A 24602-nucleotide genomic window follows, 5' to 3' on the forward strand; every position below is an offset into this window, starting at 1 on the left:
GGGAATTTATGAATATTGCTGAGCAGGCTCCTAACAAAATATTTTTTCAGTTCTCCACGATCTTTATTGTTGGAACGATCCTCTTAGCTTTTTCAAGTTTATCCTTTCTTGCGATCACGGGCGCACTTTTTTTTGTTTATATATTAAATAGCTTACTTCTTGGCTTAGGAGAGGGCATACCCATTCATATCGTGATTGTGTTTATAGCTACGCTGCAATGGGTTATTGGCCCTATACTAAGCTATTATACTGGTATCAACCACCCATTCTATGGGATGCAGGTTCCCGAAGAGGAGTATTTGAGCTTTGCAATTCCGGGTGTTGTCCTCTTTTACCTCGGGCTTTCCTTACCTGTTGCCGGTCTTGGCCATATACCCAAAATTGTGCTGAGTGGGATAAGTAATGAAGTGAAACAAAAATCAAGAGGAGCTTATTACTTAATAGGTCTCGGTTTTTTCTCATCATTTGTAGCACCCTTTGCACCTCCTTCTTTGTCTTTTTTTCTGTACTTACTAGCTCAGTTAAAGTTCATCGGATGCTTTTACCTTTACTTAAATGAGTCCAGAAATAACACTGTCCTGTATTTTGTATTTGCTACGCTGTTATTAGACGCTTTAGTGCAGGCCATGTTTCATGACCTGCTCCTGTGGAGTTTTTTCTTTTTGTTTATTTACTGTATCAAAAACAAAGTAAGTCTTACAAGGAAAGTTGTGGCACTGTTAGCTGGCTTTGTAGTGATGTTTGTCCTGCAATCTGTAAAATATCAGTACAGGGATGTGGCCTGGGCAGCAACCTCTTTGGGGGCCTTCGAAAAAGGAGAAATCTTCTTTGGGATGGTTACAGAACGATTGTGGTCTCCTGACAAACTGTTTGATCCTAAAACAAATGAGTTAACTGTTACCAGGCTTAACCAGGGGTGGATTATTACCCGTGTTATGAACTATGTTCCCTATGTAAGGCCTTATGCGGACGGGGAAACAGTTAGTCAAGCCTTTAGTTCTACGCTGCTGCCTCGTTTCTTAGCACCAGATAAGGCAATAGTGGCTGGCGGTCGCGAGAAAATGGAGCGTTTCACAGGAATTGTTTTGCAGGAAGGCACCAGCATGAATATTAGTTTATTGGGGGAAGGCTATGGAAATTATGGAAAAACGGGTGGGGTCCTGTTTATGTTCCTGATAGGAATTGCCTTCAGCCTTATCCTCAGGGTTTTGTTAGTTAAAAGTATCCATCATCATACCTACATTTTTTGGATACCTTTTTTGTATTTGCAAGTGATTAAAGCCGAAACAGATCTTGCTACCACTCTAAATTATATTTTTAAGGCCTCTATTGTGATGTTCTTAGTTTTCTATGTCTTCAGAAAAATAATGAAAATTAATATCTGATCCAGTAGGTCATGAAAAATTGGACTCCTGATCCGCTTGCCAATGAAAATAAGTTTCTTTTTTCGAAAAGCAACAGCTTCTTTCTACAGTATAGAAATGCTTTTCAGCACTATACTCAGTCATCTCAAAAGGTATGAGGCAGAAAAAGTATTTCTGCCTTATAAATCTGCCAGCAATCCTTTCGCAGTATTGAAAAATTGCACATATGCTTTTACCCGACAAGGTATGGTGAATCATATAACCGGTGAAATCTATTACATCGCCCTCGCTCTAAGTGGCAAAAAAACTATATTAACCATTCATGATATCGATTCCTTACAAAGTGCGAATCGGATTAAAAATCATTTGCTTCATCTTCTATGGCTGAAATTACCGGTTAAGCGAGTTAAATATGTAACAGTTATTTCAAATTATAGCAAACTGAAACTCTTGTCTGCAACTGGTATACCAGCGGAAAAGGTGCATGTAATCCCTAACTGTGTTCAGTTATCAGATCAGGACTTCAAGCCTAAGAAAGACATCAACAGGCAGAAACCGGTATTATTGCAAATTGGTACGAAGCCAAATAAAAATTTAGAAAACGTAGTTGAGGCTATTAAAGGCCTGTCATGTCAATTATTGATTATTGGAAAATTGTCAGTTACACAGGTTCAACTGCTAAATGCTGCACAAATAGATTATGAAAATTGCTTCTCATTAGAATATATTGAGGTGCTCCAACTGTATTACAGGGCAGATATTATTACTTTTGTGTCTTTCTATGAAGGATTCGGAATGCCTATCATTGAGGCAAATGCCTTAGGAAGACCCGTAATTACTAGTAATATTACGGCTATGCCTGAAGTGGCAGGAGATGGGGCTATTTTAGTTGATCCCTATAGTTCTTCACAAATCAGGGAAGCTATCACTACGTTAGTAGAAAACGATTCCTTCAGGGATGACCTTATAGCAAAAGGGCTTGCAAATGTGCAGCGTTTTAAGCCTCAAACTGTTGCCGCTATGTATGAGGATTTATATCACAAAGTAATAGAGGAAAATAAGTGAAGCCACTTCGAAAGGTTTTGATCAGTATAGATTGGTTTGTTCCAGGTTTTAAAGCAGGTGGGCCTATACAATCATGTGCAAACCTGGTGGCACATTTAAAAGGAGAGTTTGAGTTTTATATCATTACCCGCAATACGGATTATGTTTCTACAGAACAATATCCTGGCATTACAGCAAATACTTGGCACCAGATAGAACCAGGAGTGCAGGTATATTATTTTTCCGCAGACAACCTCAATTTCCAAAACGTTAAGAAGGTTTTGCGAGGGGTGCAAGCGGATGTCATTTATATCAATGGCATCTTTTCCCGCTTCTTTTCCATTTACACACTGCTAATAGCCAGGAGCAGTAAAATGAAAGTGATAGTGGCTGCCAGAGGCATGTTTGCCCCAAGTGCAGTAAATGTAAAGAATGACAAAAAGAAGCTATTCTTCCTTGTAGCCAAGGCAGTTGGTCTATATAACAAAGTTACTTTTCACGCTTCCAATCTGACGGAAGTGGAGCATATTCGTGCCATTTTGGGTGATAAAATTCAAGTTAGCGTCGCCTCTAACTTGCCTAAAATCTTGAATACTAACACTCCTTTTCCTACAATAAAAAAAGAACAAGGCAAATTAAAATTGGTGAGCGTAGCGCGGGTTTCTCCTGAGAAAAACACTAAATACGCGCTCGAGGTGCTGTCAAATTATGTTTATGAAGGACAGATTGAGTTCACCATCTTTGGCCCGGTATATGACGCAAAGTATTGGGAAGTATGTGAAGCTATCATTACGTCTCTTCCCTCTAACATAAGTGTAATTTACGAAGGTAGCTTGGACAGCAAGCATGTACCGGCTGCTTTGCAAGAGCATCATGTATTGTTTCTTCCTACTCGCGGTGAGAATTTTGGACACATCATCCTGGAAAGTTTATCAGCAGGGCTCCCAGTCCTGATTAGTGATAAAACGCCATGGCTTGATCTTCAGGAGAAGCATGTTGGCTATGATTTACCTTTAGCGGAACCAACACGCTTCAAAGAGGCCATCACAGTTCTCTTAGCTTTAAAACAAGAAGAATATGATGAGATGTCAGCATCTGTTCGTAGTTTCGCAGCGCATTATGTAGCAGACACCTCAATCGTTGCTGCTAATCGCGCTTTGTTTTCATGATACAAAAGCCTTCATACAAAGTAAATTTATCTGCTTACAACAACGACTGGTACTATCCTGGCGCCGGTGCAGTGAAGCGCACGCTCTGGTTTTTTGTTAATGCACTGTTCTTCATCAACCCTTTTAATCCAGTTAGTGCCATTAAAGTGCAGCTGTTGCGCCTGTTCGGAGCTAAAGTGGGGAAGGGAGTGATGATAAAACCGTCCGTCAATATTAAGTACCCGTGGCTTCTGCAAGTTGGGAACCATGTGTGGATAGGGGAGGAGGTTTGGATCGATAACCTGACGACGGTACAGATTAAAGACAATGTCTCCATTTCGCAAGGAGCCATGCTGCTGACGGGAAGCCATAATTACAAAACCAACACATTTGATTTACAGATTGGGAAAATAATAGTAGAGGAGGGTGCCTGGATAGGAGCAAAGGCTATTGTCTGCCCGAATATTACCTGCGGTTCACACAGCGTTTTGGCGGCAGGTTCCGTGGCCACTTCAGATATGGAACCCTATATGATTTACCAGGGAAATCCGGCTGTAGTGAAGCGCAAAAGAATCATTATCTGAATGATTTTCTTCTTACTTTTACAGCTCAGTCATCTCTTATTCTTTTGTGAAAATATCAGTCGTTACCATTGTCTACAATAACCGGGAAACCATAGCAGATGCTATTGATTCTGTGCTGGCGCAAACGTATGCTGATATCGAATACATTGTCATTGACGGACAGTCAACCGATGGTACAGTGGAGATTGTAAAAAGCTATGGCAGCAAAATCTCAAAATTCATATCGGAGCAAGACGGTGGCTTGTACGATGCAATCAATAAGGGAATCAAACTCGCGACAGGTGATGTGGTTGGGTTACTGCATTCCGATGATATTTTCAATTCAAAAGGTGCCCTTGCAGCAGTAGCAGAAGCTTTCAGGATGAATAGTACAGAAAGTATTTATGCCGATTTAGTGTATGTGGATCGGGAAAGTACGGAAAGGGTGGTCCGCAATTGGAAATCCGGGAATTACAAGCGGAAAAGTTTTTTGTATGGCTGGATGCCACCGCATCCTACCTTTTACGTTAAGCGGGATGTTTATGAGCGGTTGGGGCTTTACAACACGAAGTTTAAAAGTGCTGCCGATTATGAGCTGATGCTGCGCTATCTGTATAAACATGGGGTCAGCACTTGTTATGTGCCTGAGGTGCTTGTGAGAATGCGGGTGGGTGGCAAAAGTAATGTAACCCTGGGCAACAGGTGGAAGGCGAACCAAGAAGACCATAGAGCCTGGCAAATAAATGATCTGAGGCCCCTCTTTTACACCCGCTATTTAAAACCTATGCGTAAGCTGGTGCAGTTCCTTTAAAATCAAAGCCACATAATAAACGTTAGTTTCCAAAACTATATACTATATTCAGACTGGAAAAGTCTTTAGAAAATGAACAACAACGGAAAGAGTACCACGGTTGAAAACGCTAAGATTGCCATCATTGGGTTGGGCTACGTTGGTCTACCTTTGGCCATTGAGTTCGGTAAAAAATATGACGTACTGGGCTTCGACATCAACCGGGAGCGGGTACATGAACTCAGCGACGCCAAAGACCGCACCCAGGAGGCTAACATGGAGGATCTGCAGCACGTGCTCGGCCTTAAAACAGAAGGCAACAAACAAGGCATTGGCCTGCATTTTTCCTACAGCGTAGAAGACCTCAGTGCCTATAATACCTTTATCGTTACAGTACCTACTCCGATTGACCAGTTTAAGGCCCCGGACCTACGCCCGCTGATCAAGGCGTCTGAGATGCTGGGGAGCATTCTGAAATCAGGGGATCTGGTGATATATGAATCTACCGTTTACCCCGGCTGCACCGAAGAGGACTGTGTTCCTGTGCTGGAGCAGGTATCAGGACTTCAGTTCAACAAAGATTTCTTCGCGGGCTACTCCCCGGAGCGTATCAACCCGGGTGACAAAATTAATACCCTCACCAAGATCAAAAAGGTAACCAGTGGCTCTACACCGGCTATCGCTTCCAGGGTTGATGATCTGTACCGGTCCATCATCGACGCGGGCACGCACAAAGCGCCCAGCATCAAAGTGGCGGAGGCATCCAAGGCCATTGAAAATGCACAGCGCGACGTGAATATTTCATTTGTGAATGAACTGGCGCTGATATTTGATAAAATTGGCATCGACACGAATGATGTCATCGAGGCGGCAGGCACAAAATGGAACTTCCTGAAATACAAACCCGGCCTAGTGGGAGGCCACTGCATCGGCGTAGACCCTTATTACCTGGCTCACAAGGCGGAGTCGCTGGGGTATCACCCCGAGGTTATCCTGTCAGGCCGTCGGGTAAACGACAACATGGGGCAGTTTGTGGCCGATAAAGTTGTGAAGCTTATGATTAACAAGGATCATAAGATCAAGGGCTCCAAAGCCTTGATCATGGGCTTTACCTTTAAGGAGAATTGCCCGGATGTACGTAACACACGGGTGGTGGACATTTATCATGAGCTGTTGCAGTTTGGCCTGCAGGTGGACATATATGACCCTTGGGCTGACGCAGCAGAAGTACAACATGAGTATGGGATGCAGATTCAGAACAAGCTGGATGAGCATGTGGTGTATGATGCCATCGTCGTGGCCGTGGCGCACAACGAGTTCCTGAACTTCGATTATCAGAAGTACAAGCGCAACAATGCTGTTATTTTCGATACAAAGGCATGCCTGGATAGAAGCCTCGTGGACGCACGGCTATAAGGTAGGTGAACGAGTAAAAGGTCATACGAAAATAAGCTCTAAAACAAAAGGACGTACTAATATAGTACGTCCTTTTGTTTTAGAGCTTAAGTTGATGTTAATTGAGTCTCAAAACTTGCATCAAGAGGTCGCATTATTTTTTGAGCAACATCTTTAAATTCTTTACGCCAGATTCTGTTACCAAACGTGCTAAATAGATGCCATCTGCCAGCTCTCCTGCGGTTAACTCAAATTGATATTTCATATTAGCTTTCGCTGTTCCTGAACTGATTTTTTTTATTAGTGAACCTTTTAAGTCATATATCTCAAGTAGAAAAACTTGCTCTTTAACTAAGGAGAAGGTAATGGTTGTTTTTGCTGAAAAATTGTTTGGATAGTTATAAAAGCTCTCAGACGATATAGGCGATTCATTGTCAGCATCAGGAAAAAAAGACATTGCTGTTCTGCCACTTTGAGATAATTTTTTATGAATCATGATTGCCCCGTCGCCAATGGCAGTCATTAAAATCGGATCTGCAAACTCATCTCCTGATAGCATGTTGTCATATACTTTTTTTCTTTCATCATCAAGATCCCAGATCTGCATGCGCAGTCTGTCTATTGCTGTATTTTCTTTTATTTTGTATTGCTCATCGTAAGCAGTAAGTGTGAATTCATAATTGCCATTTCCATTGATTGTTCCCCACCCCTTATACATAATTTTGCCTGCCTCTGTAATAACAAGTTTCATTTCCTGGTTATAGGAGCTGCTTTTAAAATTCATTTCTCCAGCCCTAAAATTAAATTCTGTATTCCCAATAGTCTCGCCCCCTTTCTTATTTAAAGCAACAAATCCGAAACTCGCTCTGCCTGGCTCTTTCATAAATTTGTAATCTGTTTCAATGGTGTTCTGGGGCGAATTTATCCAACCACCACCTGTAACACTTCCATTAGGATCATAAACAGATACATACTGAATAAATGATTGACTATCACAGGCACCATTGTTATAGGTGACAGTAATAGCGTAGACATTTGGAGAAGAAGGCCAAGTAATTTCTACCTGTCCATTTGCTAGTAAATTAATAGACCCCCCAGATATTGCCCATGTATAGTCAGAAAAAGCAAAAGTTTCCTCTTCAGAATTTTCAACAAGAAGGCTATACGTTTTCTTTGTACTATTTACATCTACTGTGAACTCTCCTGCAACTCTGAAATTAACTGAAGGCAAAGCTACATGTACTGTCGCGGTCCCCGAGAAGGTACCACTAACACCGTTACCATCGATAACATTTGTGAGTTCATAGCTGCTGGTCTTCATTGGTGTTACTTCAAAAGTATATACTCCATCGCGATTGGTTATAATATTTTCTATAGTGGTGTATGTGGTTTCATCATTTGATTTATAACTAATTGTCCAGGGAGACTTTCCTGTAAGTGCAACACTCAAGGTTTTGCTGGAGCCTACACAGACCGTGCCGCCACCACTCAGAGAGGCAGTAGGTGCGCCTAAATTTGTTGTTGATACCTTAACCGGTATAGAGGAATACCGCTTACCGAAGGGACCATAATTGGAGCCTAGTGTTCCGTGATAGCCATCTCCCCACGCATATACCTGGTAATCGGATCCGATGGCAAGCGAATGCCACGTTCCCCCTGCAATAGAGATCGCCCTGTCAATACCCTGAAAATTTATAAGTGAAGGAGTGTTTTGTTTAGCCTCGTATGAATTAGTGCCCAACTGACCTACTGCTCCATGCCCCCAGGAGAAAACTTCGCCGTTAGGACCGATGGCAAGTGAATGCCAGGCACCGCCTGCAATAGCCTTGATTCCTGAAAGTGATTGTACGGTTGCTGGTACAGCTGAATTGCTATAACTTCCATTACCCAACTGTCCGTGAAATCCATATCCCCATGCATACACTTCTCGTGCCGCTCCAGCTATGGCAAGTGAATGGTTAGATCCTGCTGCAATGTCTATCACCTCTGATAAGCCATTCACCAAACCTGGTCTGTTGGTATATCGCCCGGTGCTGTTTCCAATTTGCCCTTCTCTTCCATAACCCCATGCGAAAACTTTCCCCTCTCTGCTTAAGGCAAGAGAATGCCTGGCACCTCCTGCTATTGCCTTCATTCCGGTAAGAACTTTTACAGGTAGTTTCAACCCATAAGGAGTAACTGTGTAGGCAACTCCATCGCCAAGCTGCCCATCTCTCCCATAACCCCAGGTGTACACATTACCTTCCTCGTCTAAGGCCATCGAGTGGTAAGCCCCGGCGGCAATTTTTTCAACTTTTATTCCTTCTAATGCTCCCCTGACCATTACTGGTTTAGTCTCATCAGTGGAAGCACTATTTCCTAATTGGCCGTATTCACCATTGCCCCAAGCCCAGACTCTTCCATCAGAGTCAAGAGCTAACGTATGGCTATTGCCATTCGCCAAGCTAATAATTTTTGTACCGATATAAGCTGATATATCCTGTAGCGTCGTGGCACGGGTATAGCTGTTATTACCTAACTGTCCGTCATAATTTGCTCCCCACGTATAAATTTTGCCTCCCGCACTGGCCGTAGAGCAATGATGGGCCCCACCTGTTCCTAATGTTTGTGCATTCACATTAGTTGTAGCACCTGCTAAAAGGAATAACTGCGCAAACAGCAAAAGAATGATATGAGGTAATTCTCTTCTTTGCTTAGTTTGAAATGCCTCACTTCTTTCTAACGTTCTGTTAGATATACCTGCAATAGTAGAAATCTTTTTCATAGAAGTTTATTTTACTGTAAAATATCTATTGTGGCATCAATCGTGACGTTGAAAGTGGAAGGGTCATTGATAGAAACAGGGAAAAGAAGGTTGGATTCTGGATTAGCACAAGTTGCTATAACTTCTTCATCTACATGAAGTGGCATAATAGAGCCAAGGAACTGTGTGCTTTCCTGGCCATTGGTGATATTAAGGACCCAATTGCCAGCTACTGTAGTGTCACTTTTATTTACGATTCGGAGGAATAATGTCTTTTGCTCACTACAATTATCCAGGCGATAGTAAAATATTACTCCTTCCTTTTCCTGAACCAAAGTCCATTCAGACTCAGTTGAAATTTGCGCCTTTAAAGGCAAGGCTGAAGCGAATACAATATAAAACGCTCCAAAAGCGACAAGAAGATACTTAATCTTTGATGGATGAATTAGCCAATTTTTCGATTTCATAATATTTGAGATTTGACGTGAGGAATGACACAAAAGGCATATTTAACTCACTATTTCAAGTCTGATAGTGCAGTGGGAGCTTAAAGTATTAGCTTTATGTAAATTGAACTATGTTAGGAGTTACGCAGAAGCATATTGAGGGCCTAAAAGAGCACTATTACACGATGTAATTTTTGGTTATTTTATGGTATATTTATATAAAATAGTGAAATAAATAATTAAGTAGTTACTTTATACCACTTGTAAAGCATGAAAGTGGTTTCTTTTGCAGTTTTCAGAGCCTCTGCGTAACTACTATATGTCTAAAAGAAACGATTTGTGCTCTCACCCACTAATTATAATTATGAGCATATTTATATGATTTATATGTATAAGTAAATATTGATTAAAAAAATGAATTATTCTAATCAAAACTTTAACTTCTAAATGAAATATGGAATATATTTATTAAGGGGAGGAGATTTAAGTGTGAATCTTTGTTTTTATATAGTCAAAGAGAATGTTATATGTTAACAGAGATAATAAATAGCTGGGTCAATAACCACTGGACCATCTTCTGTTTCAGGATGAGGAACTGCAAAATTAAAAAAGCCTGAAGATTTCTCCTCAGGCTTTTGCGGTCTGGACGAGACTCGAACTCGCGACCTCCGCCGTGACAGGGCGGCATTCTAACCAACTGAACTACCAGACCAATAAATTTACTAAATCAGAGCAACTTGCTCTTCGTTGTGCTTTCCGCAGTTTAACATGCGGTCTGGACGAGACTCGAACTCGCGACCTCCGCCGTGACAGGGCGGCATTCTAACCAACTGAACTACCAGACCGTTTTTTTTTATTCTCTACCGCTGTTCGTTAGAGTGATGCAAATGTATAGCCTTATTTTCGATTGTGCAAGATGCAAGGCTCTTTTTGCCGCTATATTTTAGTACACGCTGCCTAAATTGTTCATTTACAATATAAAAAAGTTAGACTGCCACAGAAAACCAAATCTTGTTCACCATCCTACACGGAAACTGTTAAATTTGTATCCTAAACAAGGAGGAACCTATGCTTTTAGATTTCGAACAGCCCATTGCAGCCCTGGAGGGCAAACTGAAGGAGATGAAGACGCTGGCCGCGGAAAGCCAGGTAGACGTGTCGGAGGCAGTGAAGGCCCTGGAGGAGAAAATAAAAAACCTGAAGAAGGAGACCTATGCCAACCTGACCCGCTGGCAGCGCGTGCAACTCTCGCGCCACCCGGAGCGGCCCTATACCCTGGACTATATCAACGGCATCACAGACAAGTTCGTGGAACTGCACGGCGACCGGACCGTAAGCGATGACAAAGCCATGATCGGTGGTTTTGCGGAAGTTGACGGCCGTAGCATCATGTTTATCGGCCAGCAGAAGGGGCGCAATACCAAACAGCGCCAGATGCGCAACTTCGGGATGGCTAACCCGGAAGGATACCGCAAAGCGCTCCGCCTGATGAAAATGGCAGAGAAGTTTAACCGACCGATCGTGACACTGATCGATACGCCAGGGGCCTTCCCCGGCTTGGAGGCAGAGGAGCGTGGGCAGGGCGAGGCGATTGCCCGCAACCTGAAGGAGATGTTTATGCTGAAGGTGCCGGTGATCTGCATTATCATAGGAGAGGGGGCCTCCGGTGGTGCCCTGGGTATTGCCATCGGCGACCGTGTAATGATGCTGGAGAACACCTGGTACTCGGTTATATCCCCGGAATCGTGTTCGTCTATCTTGTGGCGAAGCTGGAATTATAAAGAGCAGGCTGCCGAGGCTCTGAAGCTGACGGCAAAGGACATGCTCCAGAACAAGCTGATCGACGGTATCATCAAAGAACCGCTTGGAGGAGCGCACCTCGACACGGAGAAAATGATGCGTACCCTGAAGAAAGAAATAATTAAGCTGCTGGATGAGCTCGAGCCGCTGGACGCTGAGGAGCGTATTATGCAACGGATTGAGAAGTTCTCCCAGATGGGGGTAGTGCTGGAAGGGTAATTAATTGTTGTTGATTGTTAATCGGTGAATAGTTTGATAGTTAAGAGGTTGATTCTTTTCATTGAAGGGTGTTAAACTATTTCGGTAATTAATCTTTAAATTTTCACGCATTCTGAGAATATCATATTTAAAAAACAAGGCCCTTACTACTGCAAGGCTAAGTATTTGCTACTAGGTTTTAGTATATAGAAATTAAACAATCAACAATTAACAACAAGCAATAAACATTCCTGCCCATGAAGCTACACGTGATTGACACAGGGTTCTTTAAACTGGATGGGGGCGCCATGTTTGGCGTGGTGCCGAAGACCCTCTGGCAACGCACGAACCCTGCTGACGAGAACAACCTGTGTACGTGGGCCATGCGCTGTTTATTGATAGAAGATGGTGACCGGCTGATCCTGATTGACAATGGGCTTGGCGACAAGCAGGACGCGAAATTTTTCAGCCACTACTACTTGCATGGCGATGCTTCCTTGCTCAGTTCGTTGAATGCCGCTGGCTTTGCGCCGGAAGATATTACCGATATGTTCCTGACACACCTGCACTTCGACCACTGTGGCGGCGGTGTACGGTATAAATACAACACTCAGACTCCGGAGCTGGTATTCCCCAACGCTACTTACTGGTCCAATGCGGACCACTGGGAATGGGCGACCAAACCCAATGCCCGCGAAAAAGCCTCCTTTCTCAGAGAAAATATCCTGCCGATGCAGGAAAGCGGCCACCTTCAGTATATTGATCCCGCCAAGCCTTCTCCATTCCCGCAGTTCGAAATTTTCTATGCAAATGGCCATACGGATAAAATGATGATTCCAATCTTATCCTATAAAGGCAGAAAGCTAGCCTATATGGCTGACCTGCTTCCTTCAACGGGCCATATCCCCCTGCCTTATGTGATGGGCTACGACACCCGCCCACTGCTGACACTGGACGAGAAAGCAGCATTCATGGCAAAAGCTGCGGCTGAGGACTATGTGCTGTTCCTGGAACACGACCCCCATAACGAGTGCTGCACCGTTACACAAACCGAAAAAGGAGTCAGGCTAGCAGATACCTTTAAATTAGCTGACCTCTAAGATGCGGGTAGGCATGGCGTTGTCGGGTGGAGGTGCCCGGGGAATTGCGCACTTAGGCGTGTTAAAGGCCTTTGACGAAATGGGGATCAAGATCAGCATCATCTCGGGTGTGAGTTCAGGTGCTATTGCGGGCGTGCTGTATGCCTATGGCTATACACCCGACGAGATCCTGAAGATGATCAAGGAACTGAGCATATTTAAGGTGATGCGGCCTGCTTTCGGTAAAACAGGCCTTATGCACCTGGAGGAAGTGGAGAAACTCTATATAAAGCACCTGGGCGAGCATGCTTGCTTTGAAGATCTGAAAGTCCCTGTGGTGGTAAGTGCCACGGAGATGAATGAGGGGGTGAACATGTACTTTTCGACTGGTGAGCTCATCAAACCGCTTTTAGCGACCTCTGCCGTGCCCATCTTATATAAGCCGGTGGAGTTTAACGGAAAACTGCTGAATGACGGTGGATTGCTCAATAACCTGCCTGTGGAGCCGCTGCACAACAACTGCGATGTGAAAATTGGGGTGCACGTCAATCCGATTAACCACCAGGCACATGTTACGAGCCTGCGCGGGATGGTGGAGCGCACTGTGCTGCTGGCCATCAACAACAACATCAAGCTACGCCTGCAATTGTGTGACCTCTTCCTGGAGCCGCAGGATCTCCGCTATTACCGGCTTACGAACTTCCGGAAAGCAGACGAGATCTTCCAGGTAGGATATAAATATGCCATGCACATGCAACGCCATATCCACCACCTGATCAACCAGTAATTGTACTTTTATGATTTAAGCAATATTAATTTATAATAATGCATTACTTTTTTCTAATATAACCGTAAATAGGGTCTAAGCCACTAAACCTAACCATGACCCTTATACACATGCGTACACTATTCCTGAGTGCTTTTTTTCTATTTTCCGTCTTTGCGTCAGCACAGGAAAACCAAAGCTATCTTATTCCCGCTAAAGTAAAGCAAGGTTCTATTCTGCTCGGAGGCAACCTGAACGCCTCGGCCTACAGCACGACAAAAGAACTGGATTTGCCGGTAGGCCGCGAAGAAGGGACGAACATTCTCGCTAACCTGCACGGTAAAAGCGCTTATTTCCTGCAGCACGACTTCGCCTTGGGCCTAATCATTAGCCTGGAACATGAAAGCTTCAGCATTAACACTGAAGGGGAGGCCGAAAAATTCAGGCGCACCATGATGCTGGCAGGTCCTTTTGCCCGCTACTACCTCGACAATGGCATTTTCGGCGAACTGTCCGTTCAGGGGGGGCTCCTCAATTTCTCCACTGGAGATAAGTCCAATCTTTTTGAGGGAGGCCTTGGCGTAGGTTATGCGTATTTTATCAACCAGAGAATCTCCTTAGAGCCTACCCTCAGCTTTCGCTATTTTAAAGAGTGGAGGGGCGGCAAATCTAACACCACCTTAGGCCCCATGGTGGGCTTTGGTATACAGGCCTACATCCTCCGCAGAAGGGCGCACGTGATTAAAGAAGCCTTGTAAAAGATAATAATTGTGCGTATTTATGCGGCTTCATTCGCTGCTGTAGAGCCTCATGTATATATCCTGCATTAGGCTCTACAGCTGTTAGGCCTAAGCTACATGTTTGCAAAATTTCTCTCAAAAGCCATTTTTAAAATCTCCGGTTGGAAGCTCGTCGGTAACTTAACCACTGAGAACAGGCGCTGTGTGATGATCGCGGCGCCGCACACCAGTAACTGGGACTTTATATATGCCCGGGCCGCTTTTTATCTAATGGACGCTCCCATACGGGTTACGATCAAAAAAGAGTTCCTGGATTACCCTGTGGTGGGAGCCCTTTTGAAAGAGATGGGGGCGCTGCCCGTGGATCGTTCGAGGAACACGAAGATGGTGGATGCCATGGTCAGGATCATTAAAGAGACGCCTGGGGATCTGTGCGTGATGGTGACACCGGAGGGGACACGAAAGTATCAGCCGCGATGGCGCAGGGGGTTTTATCATGTGGCCATGGGAGCCGGGGTGCCCATCGTGCTCGGGTATCTTGACTATGCCAAAAAAGAAGCAGGCATCGGCCCAACCATATATCCTTCCGGAGACATTGACGCTGATATGGAAAAAATCATGGCCTTCTACCGCACCAAAACAGGCAAGTTCCCGGAGCAGGGGGTACGATAGCGGAAATGATATACATATCTGAAAAATTAAGGAAATTTATATATAAAAGCGGCTGCATTATAAAATGCAGCCGCTTTTATATATAGGCATCGTCAACTACAGCTATTAACTCTTCTAAGCTATCTGGCGCAGGTCGACGGGGATGACACGGGATATGCCGGCTTCGATCATGGTAATGCCATACATGACGTCCGTCGATGCCATGGTGCGTTTGTTGTGCGTCACCACGATGAACTGCGAGTCCTGCGAGAACTTGCGTATGATGTTGTTAAACTTGTCAATGTTGGCATCGTCCAGCGGTGCATCCACTTCATCGAAAATACAGAAGGGCGCTGGCTTCAGCAGGTAGATCGAGAACAGCAGGGAGATGGCCGTCAGCGTTTTCTCTCCTCCGGAAAGCTGGTTGATCGTTAACGGGCGCTTTCCCTTCGGCTGGGCCATGATCTCGATCTTCGACTCCAGCGGGTTCTTCGGATCCGTGATCACGAGGTCGCAATTGTCTTCTTCTGTGAACAGGCTGCGGAACACAAGCTTAAAGTTTTGCTTAATCTGGTTGAAGGCATCCATAAACTTCTCTTTCGCCACCGTGTCAATTTCGTTGATGGTGTCGATGAGCATGTTCTTGGCGTTCACCAGGTCGTTGCGCTGCTCCGTGATGAAGTTATTGCGCTCCTCGATCTCTGCGTAAGCCTCGGCTGCCATGGCGTTTACAGGGCCCATCTTATCGAGCTGGCTTTTTACAGTGCCTATATGCTGGCTGAGCTCTTCCGTGGAGAGCGGGATCAGCAGTTCCTCCTGCGGTACAGGCGAGGCGAAATCCTCATCCGATATGCTGAACTCCGCTGCCAGGCGCTCTTTTATAGCCACCAGCTTCAACTGCGTATCGTTTTTGGCCTGTTGCATGCGCATCAGGAGCTCATCTGAGTTCTGACGTTTACGCTGCACCTCACGGATAGTCTTCTCTTTCTCATCCAGTTCCCCGCGCAGGCTGAAATATGCCTTCTCTATATCCTCTAACGCATGGCCGAATGCCCGGCGGGCTTCGCTCATGCTTTCCACCACCGCTTCGTTCTCATCGATAAAGGCGTCCGCAGAGGCGATCTCGGCCTCGGCCTTTACCAATTCCTGCTTCAGCCCCGTGATGCGCTCCATGTTCGTCTCCACCGTTTTCTGCTTGTAGCTGATCTCCTGCTGCAGACTGGCAAAACGGTTTTTGAGCTGGTGAAACTGGATGTTCTCCTGGTTATACCGCCCAGAGATCACGGTGATCTGTTCCTGCTGCCTTTCAATTGAGGTCGTGTGAACAGCCATTTCCTCCTCTAGGCGCTTCAGCTCTATCTGGTCGGCGGCCGCCTGCGGCGATACTTCCTGGCTTTGCTCCCGCAGCTCCAGCAGGCGCTCGTGCAGCTCGTCTTTCTTCTGATCGAAGCTGCGGAAGTTCTGCTGGTGCTGCTCGTGCTTGATGCGCACGGTCAGCAGGTCCTGCTGCTTTTTTGCGACCTCCTTCTCCAGTTGCTTGATCAATTCTTTCTGAGACTCACTCTTGTAGTTCTGCAGAATCTGGTTTTGAGTATTGATACGTCCCTGCATCAGTTCCACCTGGCTCGTCAGCGCCTCCACTTCTGCGGCTAGTTGGTCTAGGCTCTGCTTGCGGCCAAGTCGGTTGCCGTCAAACAATCCGACGGACCCTCCTGACAAACTCAATGGCTTCCGGATCGCGCTGCCGTCTTTCAGGATGATGGTTTTGTAGTCGCTGTCATATAGCTCGTCTTCGCTGTCATCGGATATATAGACATTGCGGAGCATATACTTCATCAGGCTGCTGTACTTTTTCTCCGCGGACACTACTTCATAGCCAGCCTTCAGGCTCCCTTCGCTATAGGTGGCGGTCGGCTCCAGCTCCTCTATCTCGGATAGGATGATAAAATTTGCACGGCCTTTGTTTTCGCTCTTCAGAAGGGCGATAGCCTCCACGGCATCCTGCAGCTCGTCCACCACAAAGAAGTTCATGTAAGGCTCCAGGTAGCTTTCAATAAGCGGCTTATATTCTGCTTCGCATAGCAGGATGTCCGACAGGAGGGGAGCTGGCTTCGACCAGGTTTCAGACTTGCTCAGGTACTTTATTGCTTCCGGGAAGCCTTCCATGTTCTCAACCAGTGACTTCGTGAGGTTGTACTGGTTCTGCTTCGCATCCAGGGTGCGGTTGAGCTCTACCCGCTGCGACTTCAGCTCCTCAATGTTGGCCTCGGTCGTTTCGATGTCCTGCTGCAGCGTTTCTTCCTTCGCCTGCAGGCGCACCAGTTCAGTTGTTGTTTCCTCTAATGTTTGCTGTGCCTCTTGCAGTTGTTCCTGCAGCATACGTCCGTCTTCGTCCGCGTTTGTTTGCTGCTGGTGCAGGCGCTCCAGCTCCTGGTTGATGTTCTGGATCTGCACCTGGCTTATTTCCAGCGATTTGCTTAGCTGGTATACCTCATTCTGCTTTGATTTCTGTTTCTGTGTCAGCTCCTGTAAAGTACCTTGCAGGCTGGCCTTCTGCTCGTTGGCTTCCTGTAGCTGCTCCTTCAGCTCGCCCACCTGCTCCTCGGCGGCGGCAAACTGATCCTGCACCTCCATCAGCTCATCGCGCAGCGCCAGTATGCTTTCCTGTGTGTGCTCCACATTGGCGGTGTCCTGGCTGATCTGCTGGCGCAGCTGCTGCATCCGCTCCTTCAGATACGAACTTCGCTCAGCGTTCAGCTTGATGTCGTTTTCCAGCTGGCGCAGCCTGGCAGTTTGCACCTGCATCGTTTTCTGCATCTCCGCGAGTTTCTCCTGCGTCCCGTTCAGCTCCTCTTTCTGGTCGGCAATGGCGTCCTCGGCTTCTGTAACGGTGATAACATATTGCTCTTTCAGGCTGTTTTCCTGCCGTACATCCTGCTCCAGCCGCTCCAGCGTGTGCTGGTACTGCGCGATGTTCCGGCGGGCAAACTCCAGGCTGTGCTTCTTATAGTCTTCCTTCAACTGGAAGTACCGAATGGCCTGCTTGGCTTGTCTTTCCAGCGTTTTCATGTTCTTGCCAATCTCATGCAGCACATCCTCCACGCGCTCCAGATCAGCGTCCGTTTCCTCCAGCTTTTTCAGCGTCTGCTTCTTCCTGACTTTGAACTTGGAGATACCGGCCGCTTCCTCAAACAGCAGGCGGCGGGAATTCTCCTTGTCATTTAGAATCTCGTCCACCATTTTCAGTTCGATGATGGCGTAGCTATCAGAGCCAATGCCCGTGTCCAGGAATAACTCGTTGATATCCTTCAGGCGGCAGGGGACCCCGTTCAGCATATATTCGCTGTCGCCGTTGCGGTAGTATTTGCGGGTTACCGTCACCTGGGAGTACTCAGTAGGCAGAATACCCTTGTTATTGTCGAAGGTGATGGAAACCTCGGCCAATTGTACTGGTTTACGGGTCTTGGAGCCGTTGAAGATGACGTTCTCCATCTTATCGGAGCGCAGGTTGCGGGTTTTCTGCTCGCCCAGCACCCAACGAATCGCATCCACGATGTTGGACTTGCCGCACCCGTTTGGCCCCACAATCCCTGTAATTCCATTGTCGAAGTTAATGACGACCCGGTCGCCAAAGCTTTTAAAACCCTTGATCTCTAGTTTTGATACCTGCATGCATGTGTGCGGAAACGCTCTAATCTAAACTCAAAAATAAGATGATTTTTAATACCATCGAAGCTTACCCGGTTATAATAAGTATAGCCTTACAGGTAGCAGGGCATTCGCTTTTATCAATTGTCGGTTTGATCGCTGATCGACTGCTTTTTACCTGACCTTCTTTAAATTTATATGTGATTCTCCCCCTTTATCATGCGCCGGTTTATAAAGCAGGTCCAGCGTTGAACTGCGCTACATTTTCGCTATATTTGATCAGGGAGAGAAACCATGGAAGACTTCAAACTTATCTTATATGTATTGGCAGCCGTTGCTTATTTCATCTTCATGCAATGGCGGAAAGCTTTTAACACGCCTAAGGATGACGCGGACGCAGTGCCTCCTACGCAAGAGCGAAGGCCACAAATGCCTGCAAGACCAGCGACTTCCTTTGAGGACATTCTGCGGGAACTGCAGCCAAAGTTAGAGCAGGCAGAGGCAAAAAAGCAGGAGGTGGTTGAAACTACAAAGCAGCTTACGCAACCGCAACGAGCGCCACTTTCCCCTGTTTTAGAAAAGAAGCCTTTGGTTAGAAGCTATGAAGATGTGGCACCAAAGGCGCTGTCGTGGGAGAAGCCGGCAGAAGCCATGCAGGCCGCAAGAAATTCTGAGCAGCTGCGTATCGGGAAGCGATTTGATGCGTTCGAAAAGGAGAAAGCCGCTAAAAGCCGCTATGCCAGCTTACTTCGAAACCCAACCACAGTCCGCGACGCTGTGATTCTTAGTGAGATTTTCAACAGGAAATACAATTAGGCAGCAGTTTTAAAAATTAACTTCAGGTAAAATAAATAAAGGCCTTTTACACCAAATCATATATAACTTCTTCCATATTTACGAAAAGAGCAAATCTCTGTTAAATCAGAAGGAATAAGCCATATATGGAAGAAGGGTTAAACATCCACTTGTAATTTAAAGTACCTGTGTCAGCGCATACGTCACGATGTTGGCGCCCATGCGTAGCGCCTGCTGCCGGATTGGTTCCGGGTCATTGTAGATCTCCTGGTCTTCCCAACCATTGCCTAAGTCCGTCTCATAAGAGTAAAAGCACACCAATCTCCCTTCATGGATGATCCCAAACCCCTGCGGCGGCTTGTTGTCGTGCTCATGCACTTTGGGAAGTCCGTTGGTGAAGGTAAACTTTTGCCTGTAGATAGGGTGATCAAAAGGAAGCTCCACAAACTCATATTCTGGGAATACTTTCTTCATCTCTTCCCGGATATATTTATCCATCCCATAATTATCATCAATGTGCAGGAAACCGCCACTGGTGAGGTAATTCCGCAGGTTTAGCGCTTCTGCATCCGAGAATACTACATTACCATGACCCGTCATATGCACGAAGGGGTAGCTGAACAACTCCGGGCTGCCCACTTCTACCACCGCTTCGTCGGGCGCAATGTTCATGTCCAGGTTCTGGTTGCAAAAACTGATCAGGTTGGGCAAGGACGTTTTGTTGGCATACCAGTCGCCGCCCCCGTTGTACTTGAGTTTTGCGAGCTTAAAACTGTAATTCTGCGCTATAGCAGCAGGGAGAACAGCAAAAAACAGTAAAAGCGCAATCAGGTGGCGTTTTAACATAGTAGCATATTTAAGAATATCATCTGTTATCTTATAACGGAGCGAAGATGTCGTGCAGTACATTAAGGGTGTGGCAGGCTACCAGCGCCGCTGTTTCAGTGCGCAGCCTGCTCTTCCCGAGCGTAACAGGTTTGATGCCTGCGCCATATGCCACCTCAATCTCACCCGGCGAAAAATCCCCTTCCGGCCCTATCATCACACAATGCGGCTGCCCAAATTTGTAGTGATCCTTTATGCTTTTGGTGGCATCTTCTTCTAAGTGTGCGATATAAGTGCTTTCTGCATGTGCTTTTTGTACAAAGCGACGGTAGGGCGTCAGATCATGCAGCAGCGGCAGGTAGCCTTTCTGTGATTGCTTCATAGCGCTCACCGCGATTTTCTCCAACCGGTCTAATTTTAGGTTGCGCCGCTCTGAGTGCTCGCAAAGCAGGAAGGTAATCTCGGTCACGCCAATCTCAACTGCCTTCTCAATAAACCACTCCATCCGGTCCATGTTTTTGGTTGGGGCGACGGCTATATGGGTGCTGTATGGCAACTTACCGTACTCGATCTGCTTATCTATTACTTGCAGCTGGCACTTCTTCTGGTTTGCATCTTGTATGATAGCCGTGTACATGCCTCCAACACCGTCCACAAGGTAAACGGTATCGCCTTGCTGCAGCCGGAGCACGCGGGTGCAATGCTTGGACTCATCCTCATTTAAAAGATAGATATCTGTCGAAACGTCGGGGGTATAAAACAGGTGCACGTTTATTAAATTGAATTCCTAATTTAGAACAGTTGACTTGAACGCAGGGCTCTACCAAAATAGTTTCCCCTCCTCTGGTGGCAAAAATCCACCGCCCCTAAAACCTCAATAGCAGGCAGAAAAACATTGTTTTCAGGATGCCGATCCTGAGCCTCTTCTTATTAATACGAATGTATATAATTTGCGCCTAAAGCGGAAGGCAGAAAAGAAAAAGCCTCCCTTTGGCCGGAGGGGAGGTTTCTTCAAGTAGTTTCTATCTATCCTTACACAGGCTCCTCTACAAGCGGTGCGCCGGCCAGTATTTCCACGCTGGCGAAGGCTGCATACTTACGAAAGTTATCGATGAACTTAGAGGCAAGGTGGAAGGCTTTAGCGTCGTATTCCTCCTTTTTTTGCCAGGTGTTGCGCGGGTTCAGTATCTCAGAGGGGACGCCCGGGCAGGAGTCAGGCATATCTACCCCAAAGATCGGGTGCCGGGTGTAAGTTGCTTCCTCCAGCCGGCCATTCAAAGCAGCAGTGATCATTGCGCGGGTATAGGGCAGTTTCATACGGGTACCCACCCCATAGGGACCGCCTGTCCAGCCGGTATTCACCAGCCACACGCTTACCTGCTCCTGCTCCATTTTGTAACCGAACATCTCCGCATATTTCGTGGGGTGCAAAGGCAGAAAGGCGGCGCCGAAGCAGGCCGAGAACGTTGTGACTGGCTCCGTAACACCCATCTCGGTGCCGGCCACTTTGGCCGTGTAGCCGGATATAAAATGGTACATGGCCTGGCTCTTGTTTAGCCGTGATATTGGCGGAATAACACCGAAGGCGTCCGCTGTCAGAAAGAAGATGTTTTCGGGCGTGCCGGCACGTGATGGTTCAACGGCGTTGGGTATATGGAAGATAGGGTAGGCGGTGCGGGTGTTTTCTGTCACTTCCTTGTTTGTGAAGTCTATTTTTCGCGTGCCTGCCTCAAATCTGGTGTTCTCCACGATCGCTCCGAACCTGATGGCATCCCATATCTCGGGCTCTTTCTCGCGTGCTAGGTCAATAACTTTGGCGTAGCAGCCGCCCTCAAAATTGAAAACGCTGTCTGAAGTCCAGCCATGTTCGTCATCGCCAATGAGCCCGCGATCGGGGTCAGCAGAGAGCGTGGTTTTGCCCGTGCCGGAGAGTCCGAAGAAGATAGCCGTGTCGCCTTGTTGCCCGACGTTGGCGGAACAATGCATCGAAAGCGTGTTCTTCTCCTGGGGTAATATATAGTTCATCACCGAGAAAATACCTTTCTTGATCTCTCCTGCATACCCGGTGCCGCCGATCAGGATCATGCCCTTTATAAGGTTAATAATGGCGAAGTTTGGCTGCCGCGTGCCGTCCACGGCAGGGTCCGCCTTAAATTCCGGAACACATAGAATCGTGAAGGCTGGGGTATGGTTCAGAAGCTCTTCCTGATTCGGGCGAAGGAACATGTTGTGGCAAAACAGGTTCTGCCATGCCTGCGTGTTTACAATCCGCAGGTTGAGGCGGTAATCCGGGTGGTCGCCTGCGCAGGCGTCACGCACGTACAGCCGGCGGCCTTTCAGATAGTCCGCCATCTTTTGCTGCAGCTGGTCGAATTTAGCACTGTCGAACGGGATATTTATATCACCCCACCAAACGATATCTGCGGTTTTGGCATCCTTCACGATAAAACGGTCTTTTGGCGAGCGTCCGGTAAACTGGCCGGTGTCACACATCAGTGCGCCATTACTGGCTAAAACGCCCTCCCCATTCAGGATAGCCTCTTCCACCAGCGCTGCAGGACTCAGATTCCAAAGGATTTCCGTTGCCTCTCTGATACCTATTCCGGTCAGGTCTGATGTAATCTGTTTATCTTCAGATCGTTTCATTTGATGACATGAATTATTGTTAAGTGAGTGGTTACTTTCACCAGACAATAATACGACTTTATTATGAAATTCTTAATATTAGGGGTATTCAAGATGCTTAAATTAATATTTTTGCAAAAATTCACCTGCTCTGAAGTCTTGTCCTGAATTCTAATTGCCGTTGGCAAAGACTATATGTATTTGTTGAAGTGCGCTAAAACTGATATATTTACCTTTTCTGTGAGCTAAACCTATCTAAACAACCACTCAAATCTCTATGTCTTATAAAGAACACACAGTCACCGATAAAATCACGGAGCATAGTGCCCCGCTAGGTGCTGATCCGACAGGGCCGGAAATGTTTGGACATCCGAAAGGATTGTTCTACCTGTTTTTCGCGGAGCTCTGGGAGCGCTTTAGCTTCTACGGCATGCGCGCCTTGTTGGTCCTGTACATGGTCAACGACCTTTTGTTCAGTGATTCGACCGCCTTCGGTATCTATGCAGCCTATGGTGCGCTGGTATATGCCACTCCCGTGATTGGGGGTATGTTGGCAGACAAATTGCTCGGCTATCGGAAAGCGATTATGCTGGGCGCGGTGCTGATGGCCATCGGGCATTTTGCCCTGGCAGTGCAACACCCGCTTTTCTTTTATGGCGCACTTGCGCTGATTATTGTGGGGAACGGCTTCTTCAAACCGAATATCTCCACATTAGTGGGTACACTTTACAAGCAGGGTGACCCGCGGCGGGATGCGGGTTTTACTATTTTCTATATGGGCATTAACATTGGCGCTATGCTGGCACCGCTCATCTGTGGATGGCTTGGCGTAACCTATGGCTGGCACTATGGCTTCGGCGCTGCCGGCGTTGGGATGTTATTTGGCCTGATCATGTTCTGGAACGGTGCCCGGTCGGGCATTTTCGGGGAGAAGGGCTTGCCGCCAAACCCAGAGGTGGTAAAAGAGAAAGTGGCGGGTGTGTCGCGCGGCAACTGGGTAGTTATCCTGACGATCCTGACCCTTCCGATCTTTGGGATACTGCTATTCCAGGGAATCCTGGATCTTCCAGGATTAGGCGCTACGACCTTTGATGGCCACTTGATCGACTATGCCATGTACTACGCTTTGCTGCCAGCAATCGCCATTATCCTGTTCATAAACCTTGTGCGGGTTGACAGGGTAGAAAGGCAGCGTCTGATCGTCGTTATCTTGCTGACATTCTTTATAACGGTGTTCTGGTCTTTCTTTGAGCAGGCAGGCTCGTCTCTTACTCTCTTCGCAGAACGAAACGTGAACCTGACGTTCCTGAACGCTGCCCAGACAAACTCCATCAACCCTTTCTTTATTGTGCTCTTTGCGCTTCCGTTTTCGGCCATGTGGCTTTTCTTTTCAAGGATGCACATGAACCCCTACACGCCCGTGAAGTTTGCCCTGGGTATTGCCCAATTGGGATTGGGCTTTATGATTTTTGCCTGGAGCGCCAATTTTGCGGATGCTGACGGCAAAGTCTCCATCTGGTTCCTGATTCTGGGCTATCTGTTTATTACGACAGGAGAGTTGTTTATATCCCCTGTAGGCTTATCGAAAGTGACGGAGCTTTCACCGAAGAAGATCGTATCTTTTATCATGGGCATCTGGTTCCTGTCCTCTTCGTTCGCACACCATATTGCTGGTATCATCGCCAAACTTACTTCCGTGAGTGGCAGCGGTGACGAAGAAGTTTCAGGCATGCAGTCGCTGTTGGTGTATACCAGTGTGTTTGAGCAGATCGGCTACGTAGCCTTTGGGTTCGCTGTACTGGCTTTGCTACTGACTCCGCTGATGCGCAAATGGATGCACGGTATCCATTAAGATAATCAGTTTCTTTCAAGAAGTAAGCCCCTGTTGCGAAAGCTCCAGGGGCTTTTTTTATCTCAGAATATCCGGCTCTTTCTTTTTTGCCATAGGTTATGGCAGTTTATAACACTATATAAACGACAAA

The 24602-nt window shown here is 46.5% G+C and carries 19 protein-coding genes and 2 tRNA genes; 13 read left to right on the top strand and 8 right to left on the bottom strand.

The window, feature by feature from the left end; translation table 11 throughout:
* Positions 1-8: 8 nt before the first annotated feature.
* From ABD920_RS04700 to ABD920_RS04725, 6 genes are all read left to right on the top strand, one after another.
* Positions 9-1385, top strand: a complete 1377-nt coding sequence (locus ABD920_RS04700; RefSeq protein ID WP_345157148.1) for a hypothetical protein — start codon at positions 9-11, stop codon at positions 1383-1385.
* Positions 1386-1427: 42 nt separating this feature from the next.
* Positions 1428-2429 carry a glycosyltransferase family 4 protein gene (locus ABD920_RS04705; protein WP_345157149.1) on the top strand — a complete coding sequence of 334 codons (1002 nt, stop codon included), beginning with the start codon at positions 1428-1430 and terminating at the stop codon, positions 2427-2429.
* Between the two features lie 17 nt (positions 2430-2446).
* The gene (locus ABD920_RS04710; protein ID WP_345157151.1) at positions 2447-3577 is read left to right on the top strand and encodes a glycosyltransferase family 4 protein; all 1131 of its coding nucleotides are present in this window, start codon (positions 2447-2449) and stop codon (positions 3575-3577) included.
* Positions 3574-4140 carry a WcaF family extracellular polysaccharide biosynthesis acetyltransferase gene (locus tag ABD920_RS04715; protein WP_345157153.1) on the top strand — a complete coding sequence of 189 codons (567 nt, stop codon included), beginning with the start codon at positions 3574-3576 and terminating at the stop codon, positions 4138-4140. The genes ABD920_RS04710 and ABD920_RS04715 overlap by 4 nt, the downstream gene beginning before the upstream one ends.
* A gap of 46 nt (positions 4141-4186) precedes the next feature.
* A complete protein-coding gene (locus ABD920_RS04720) occupies positions 4187-4930 on the top strand; it encodes a glycosyltransferase family 2 protein (RefSeq protein WP_345157154.1) in 744 nt (247 codons plus the stop codon).
* A gap of 72 nt (positions 4931-5002) precedes the next feature.
* Positions 5003-6325 carry a nucleotide sugar dehydrogenase gene (locus tag ABD920_RS04725; protein ID WP_345157156.1) on the top strand — a complete coding sequence of 441 codons (1323 nt, stop codon included), beginning with the start codon at positions 5003-5005 and terminating at the stop codon, positions 6323-6325.
* A gap of 133 nt (positions 6326-6458) precedes the next feature.
* Here the strand turns inward: ABD920_RS04725 and ABD920_RS04730 are convergent, their stop codons facing one another.
* The 4 genes from ABD920_RS04730 to ABD920_RS04745 all read right to left on the bottom strand — a co-directional run bounded on the left by ABD920_RS04730 (position 6459) and on the right by ABD920_RS04745 (position 10338).
* Positions 6459-9068 carry an RCC1 domain-containing protein gene (locus ABD920_RS04730; protein WP_345157158.1) on the bottom strand — a complete coding sequence of 870 codons (2610 nt, stop codon included), beginning with the start codon at positions 9066-9068 and terminating at the stop codon, positions 6459-6461.
* 11 nt (positions 9069-9079) lie between these two features.
* Positions 9080-9514: a hypothetical protein gene (locus tag ABD920_RS04735; protein ID WP_345157160.1), complete on the bottom strand. Its 435-nt coding sequence runs from the start codon at positions 9512-9514 to the stop codon at positions 9080-9082.
* A 617-nt stretch (positions 9515-10131) separates the two neighbouring features.
* Positions 10132-10205, bottom strand: a tRNA-Asp gene (locus tag ABD920_RS04740).
* A 59-nt stretch (positions 10206-10264) separates the two neighbouring features.
* Positions 10265-10338: transfer RNA gene (locus tag ABD920_RS04745), tRNA-Asp, on the bottom strand.
* A 223-nt stretch (positions 10339-10561) separates the two neighbouring features.
* Between ABD920_RS04745 and ABD920_RS04750 the strand changes: the two genes are divergently transcribed.
* The 5 genes from ABD920_RS04750 (at position 10562) to ABD920_RS04770 (ending at position 14748) form a co-directional block, all read left to right on the top strand.
* Positions 10562-11512, top strand: coding sequence for an acetyl-CoA carboxylase carboxyltransferase subunit alpha (locus ABD920_RS04750; RefSeq protein ID WP_345157162.1), 951 nt, complete (start codon positions 10562-10564; stop codon positions 11510-11512).
* A 236-nt stretch (positions 11513-11748) separates the two neighbouring features.
* Positions 11749-12591 carry an MBL fold metallo-hydrolase gene (locus ABD920_RS04755; RefSeq protein ID WP_345157163.1) on the top strand — a complete coding sequence of 281 codons (843 nt, stop codon included), beginning with the start codon at positions 11749-11751 and terminating at the stop codon, positions 12589-12591.
* A 1-nt stretch (position 12592) separates the two neighbouring features.
* Complete coding sequence (locus ABD920_RS04760) at positions 12593-13357, top strand: patatin-like phospholipase family protein (protein WP_345157165.1); 765 nt, start codon at positions 12593-12595, stop codon at positions 13355-13357.
* Positions 13358-13467: 110 nt separating this feature from the next.
* Positions 13468-14094 (top strand): hypothetical protein, encoded by a 627-nt coding sequence (locus tag ABD920_RS04765; RefSeq protein ID WP_345157166.1) that lies wholly within the window; start codon positions 13468-13470, stop codon positions 14092-14094.
* A 99-nt stretch (positions 14095-14193) separates the two neighbouring features.
* On the top strand, positions 14194-14748 hold the full coding sequence (locus ABD920_RS04770; RefSeq protein ID WP_345157168.1) for a 1-acyl-sn-glycerol-3-phosphate acyltransferase: 555 nt from the start codon (positions 14194-14196) through the stop codon (positions 14746-14748).
* 114 nt (positions 14749-14862) lie between these two features.
* Here the strand turns inward: ABD920_RS04770 and smc are convergent, their stop codons facing one another.
* On the bottom strand, positions 14863-18399 hold the full coding sequence (gene smc / locus ABD920_RS04775; protein ID WP_345157169.1) for a chromosome segregation protein SMC: 3537 nt from the start codon (positions 18397-18399) through the stop codon (positions 14863-14865).
* Between the two features lie 270 nt (positions 18400-18669).
* Here smc and ABD920_RS04780 point away from each other — a divergent pair, with 270 nt between their 5' ends.
* Entirely contained in the window at positions 18670-19191 is a 522-nt protein-coding gene (locus tag ABD920_RS04780; RefSeq protein ID WP_345157170.1) for a hypothetical protein, read from the top strand.
* Positions 19192-19347: 156 nt separating this feature from the next.
* Here ABD920_RS04780 and ABD920_RS04785 read toward each other — a convergent pair whose 3' ends face one another.
* The 3 genes from ABD920_RS04785 to pckA all read right to left on the bottom strand — a co-directional run bounded on the left by ABD920_RS04785 (position 19348) and on the right by pckA (position 22641).
* The gene (locus tag ABD920_RS04785; RefSeq protein ID WP_345157171.1) at positions 19348-20016 is read right to left on the bottom strand and encodes a DUF4159 domain-containing protein; all 669 of its coding nucleotides are present in this window, start codon (positions 20014-20016) and stop codon (positions 19348-19350) included.
* 31 nt (positions 20017-20047) lie between these two features.
* Positions 20048-20764 (bottom strand): 16S rRNA (uracil(1498)-N(3))-methyltransferase, encoded by a 717-nt coding sequence (locus ABD920_RS04790; protein ID WP_345157172.1) that lies wholly within the window; start codon positions 20762-20764, stop codon positions 20048-20050.
* Positions 20765-21027: 263 nt separating this feature from the next.
* Positions 21028-22641 carry a phosphoenolpyruvate carboxykinase (ATP) gene (gene pckA, locus ABD920_RS04795; RefSeq protein WP_345157174.1) on the bottom strand — a complete coding sequence of 538 codons (1614 nt, stop codon included), beginning with the start codon at positions 22639-22641 and terminating at the stop codon, positions 21028-21030.
* 256 nt (positions 22642-22897) lie between these two features.
* On the opposite strand from pckA, the gene ABD920_RS04800 reads away from it, so the two are divergent.
* Positions 22898-24472, top strand: coding sequence for a peptide MFS transporter (locus tag ABD920_RS04800; protein WP_345157177.1), 1575 nt, complete (start codon positions 22898-22900; stop codon positions 24470-24472).
* The last annotated feature ends 130 nt before the right edge of the window (positions 24473-24602 follow it).

This window comes from Pontibacter saemangeumensis (assembly GCF_039541895.1).
Taxonomy (GTDB): domain Bacteria; phylum Bacteroidota; class Bacteroidia; order Cytophagales; family Hymenobacteraceae; genus Pontibacter; species Pontibacter saemangeumensis.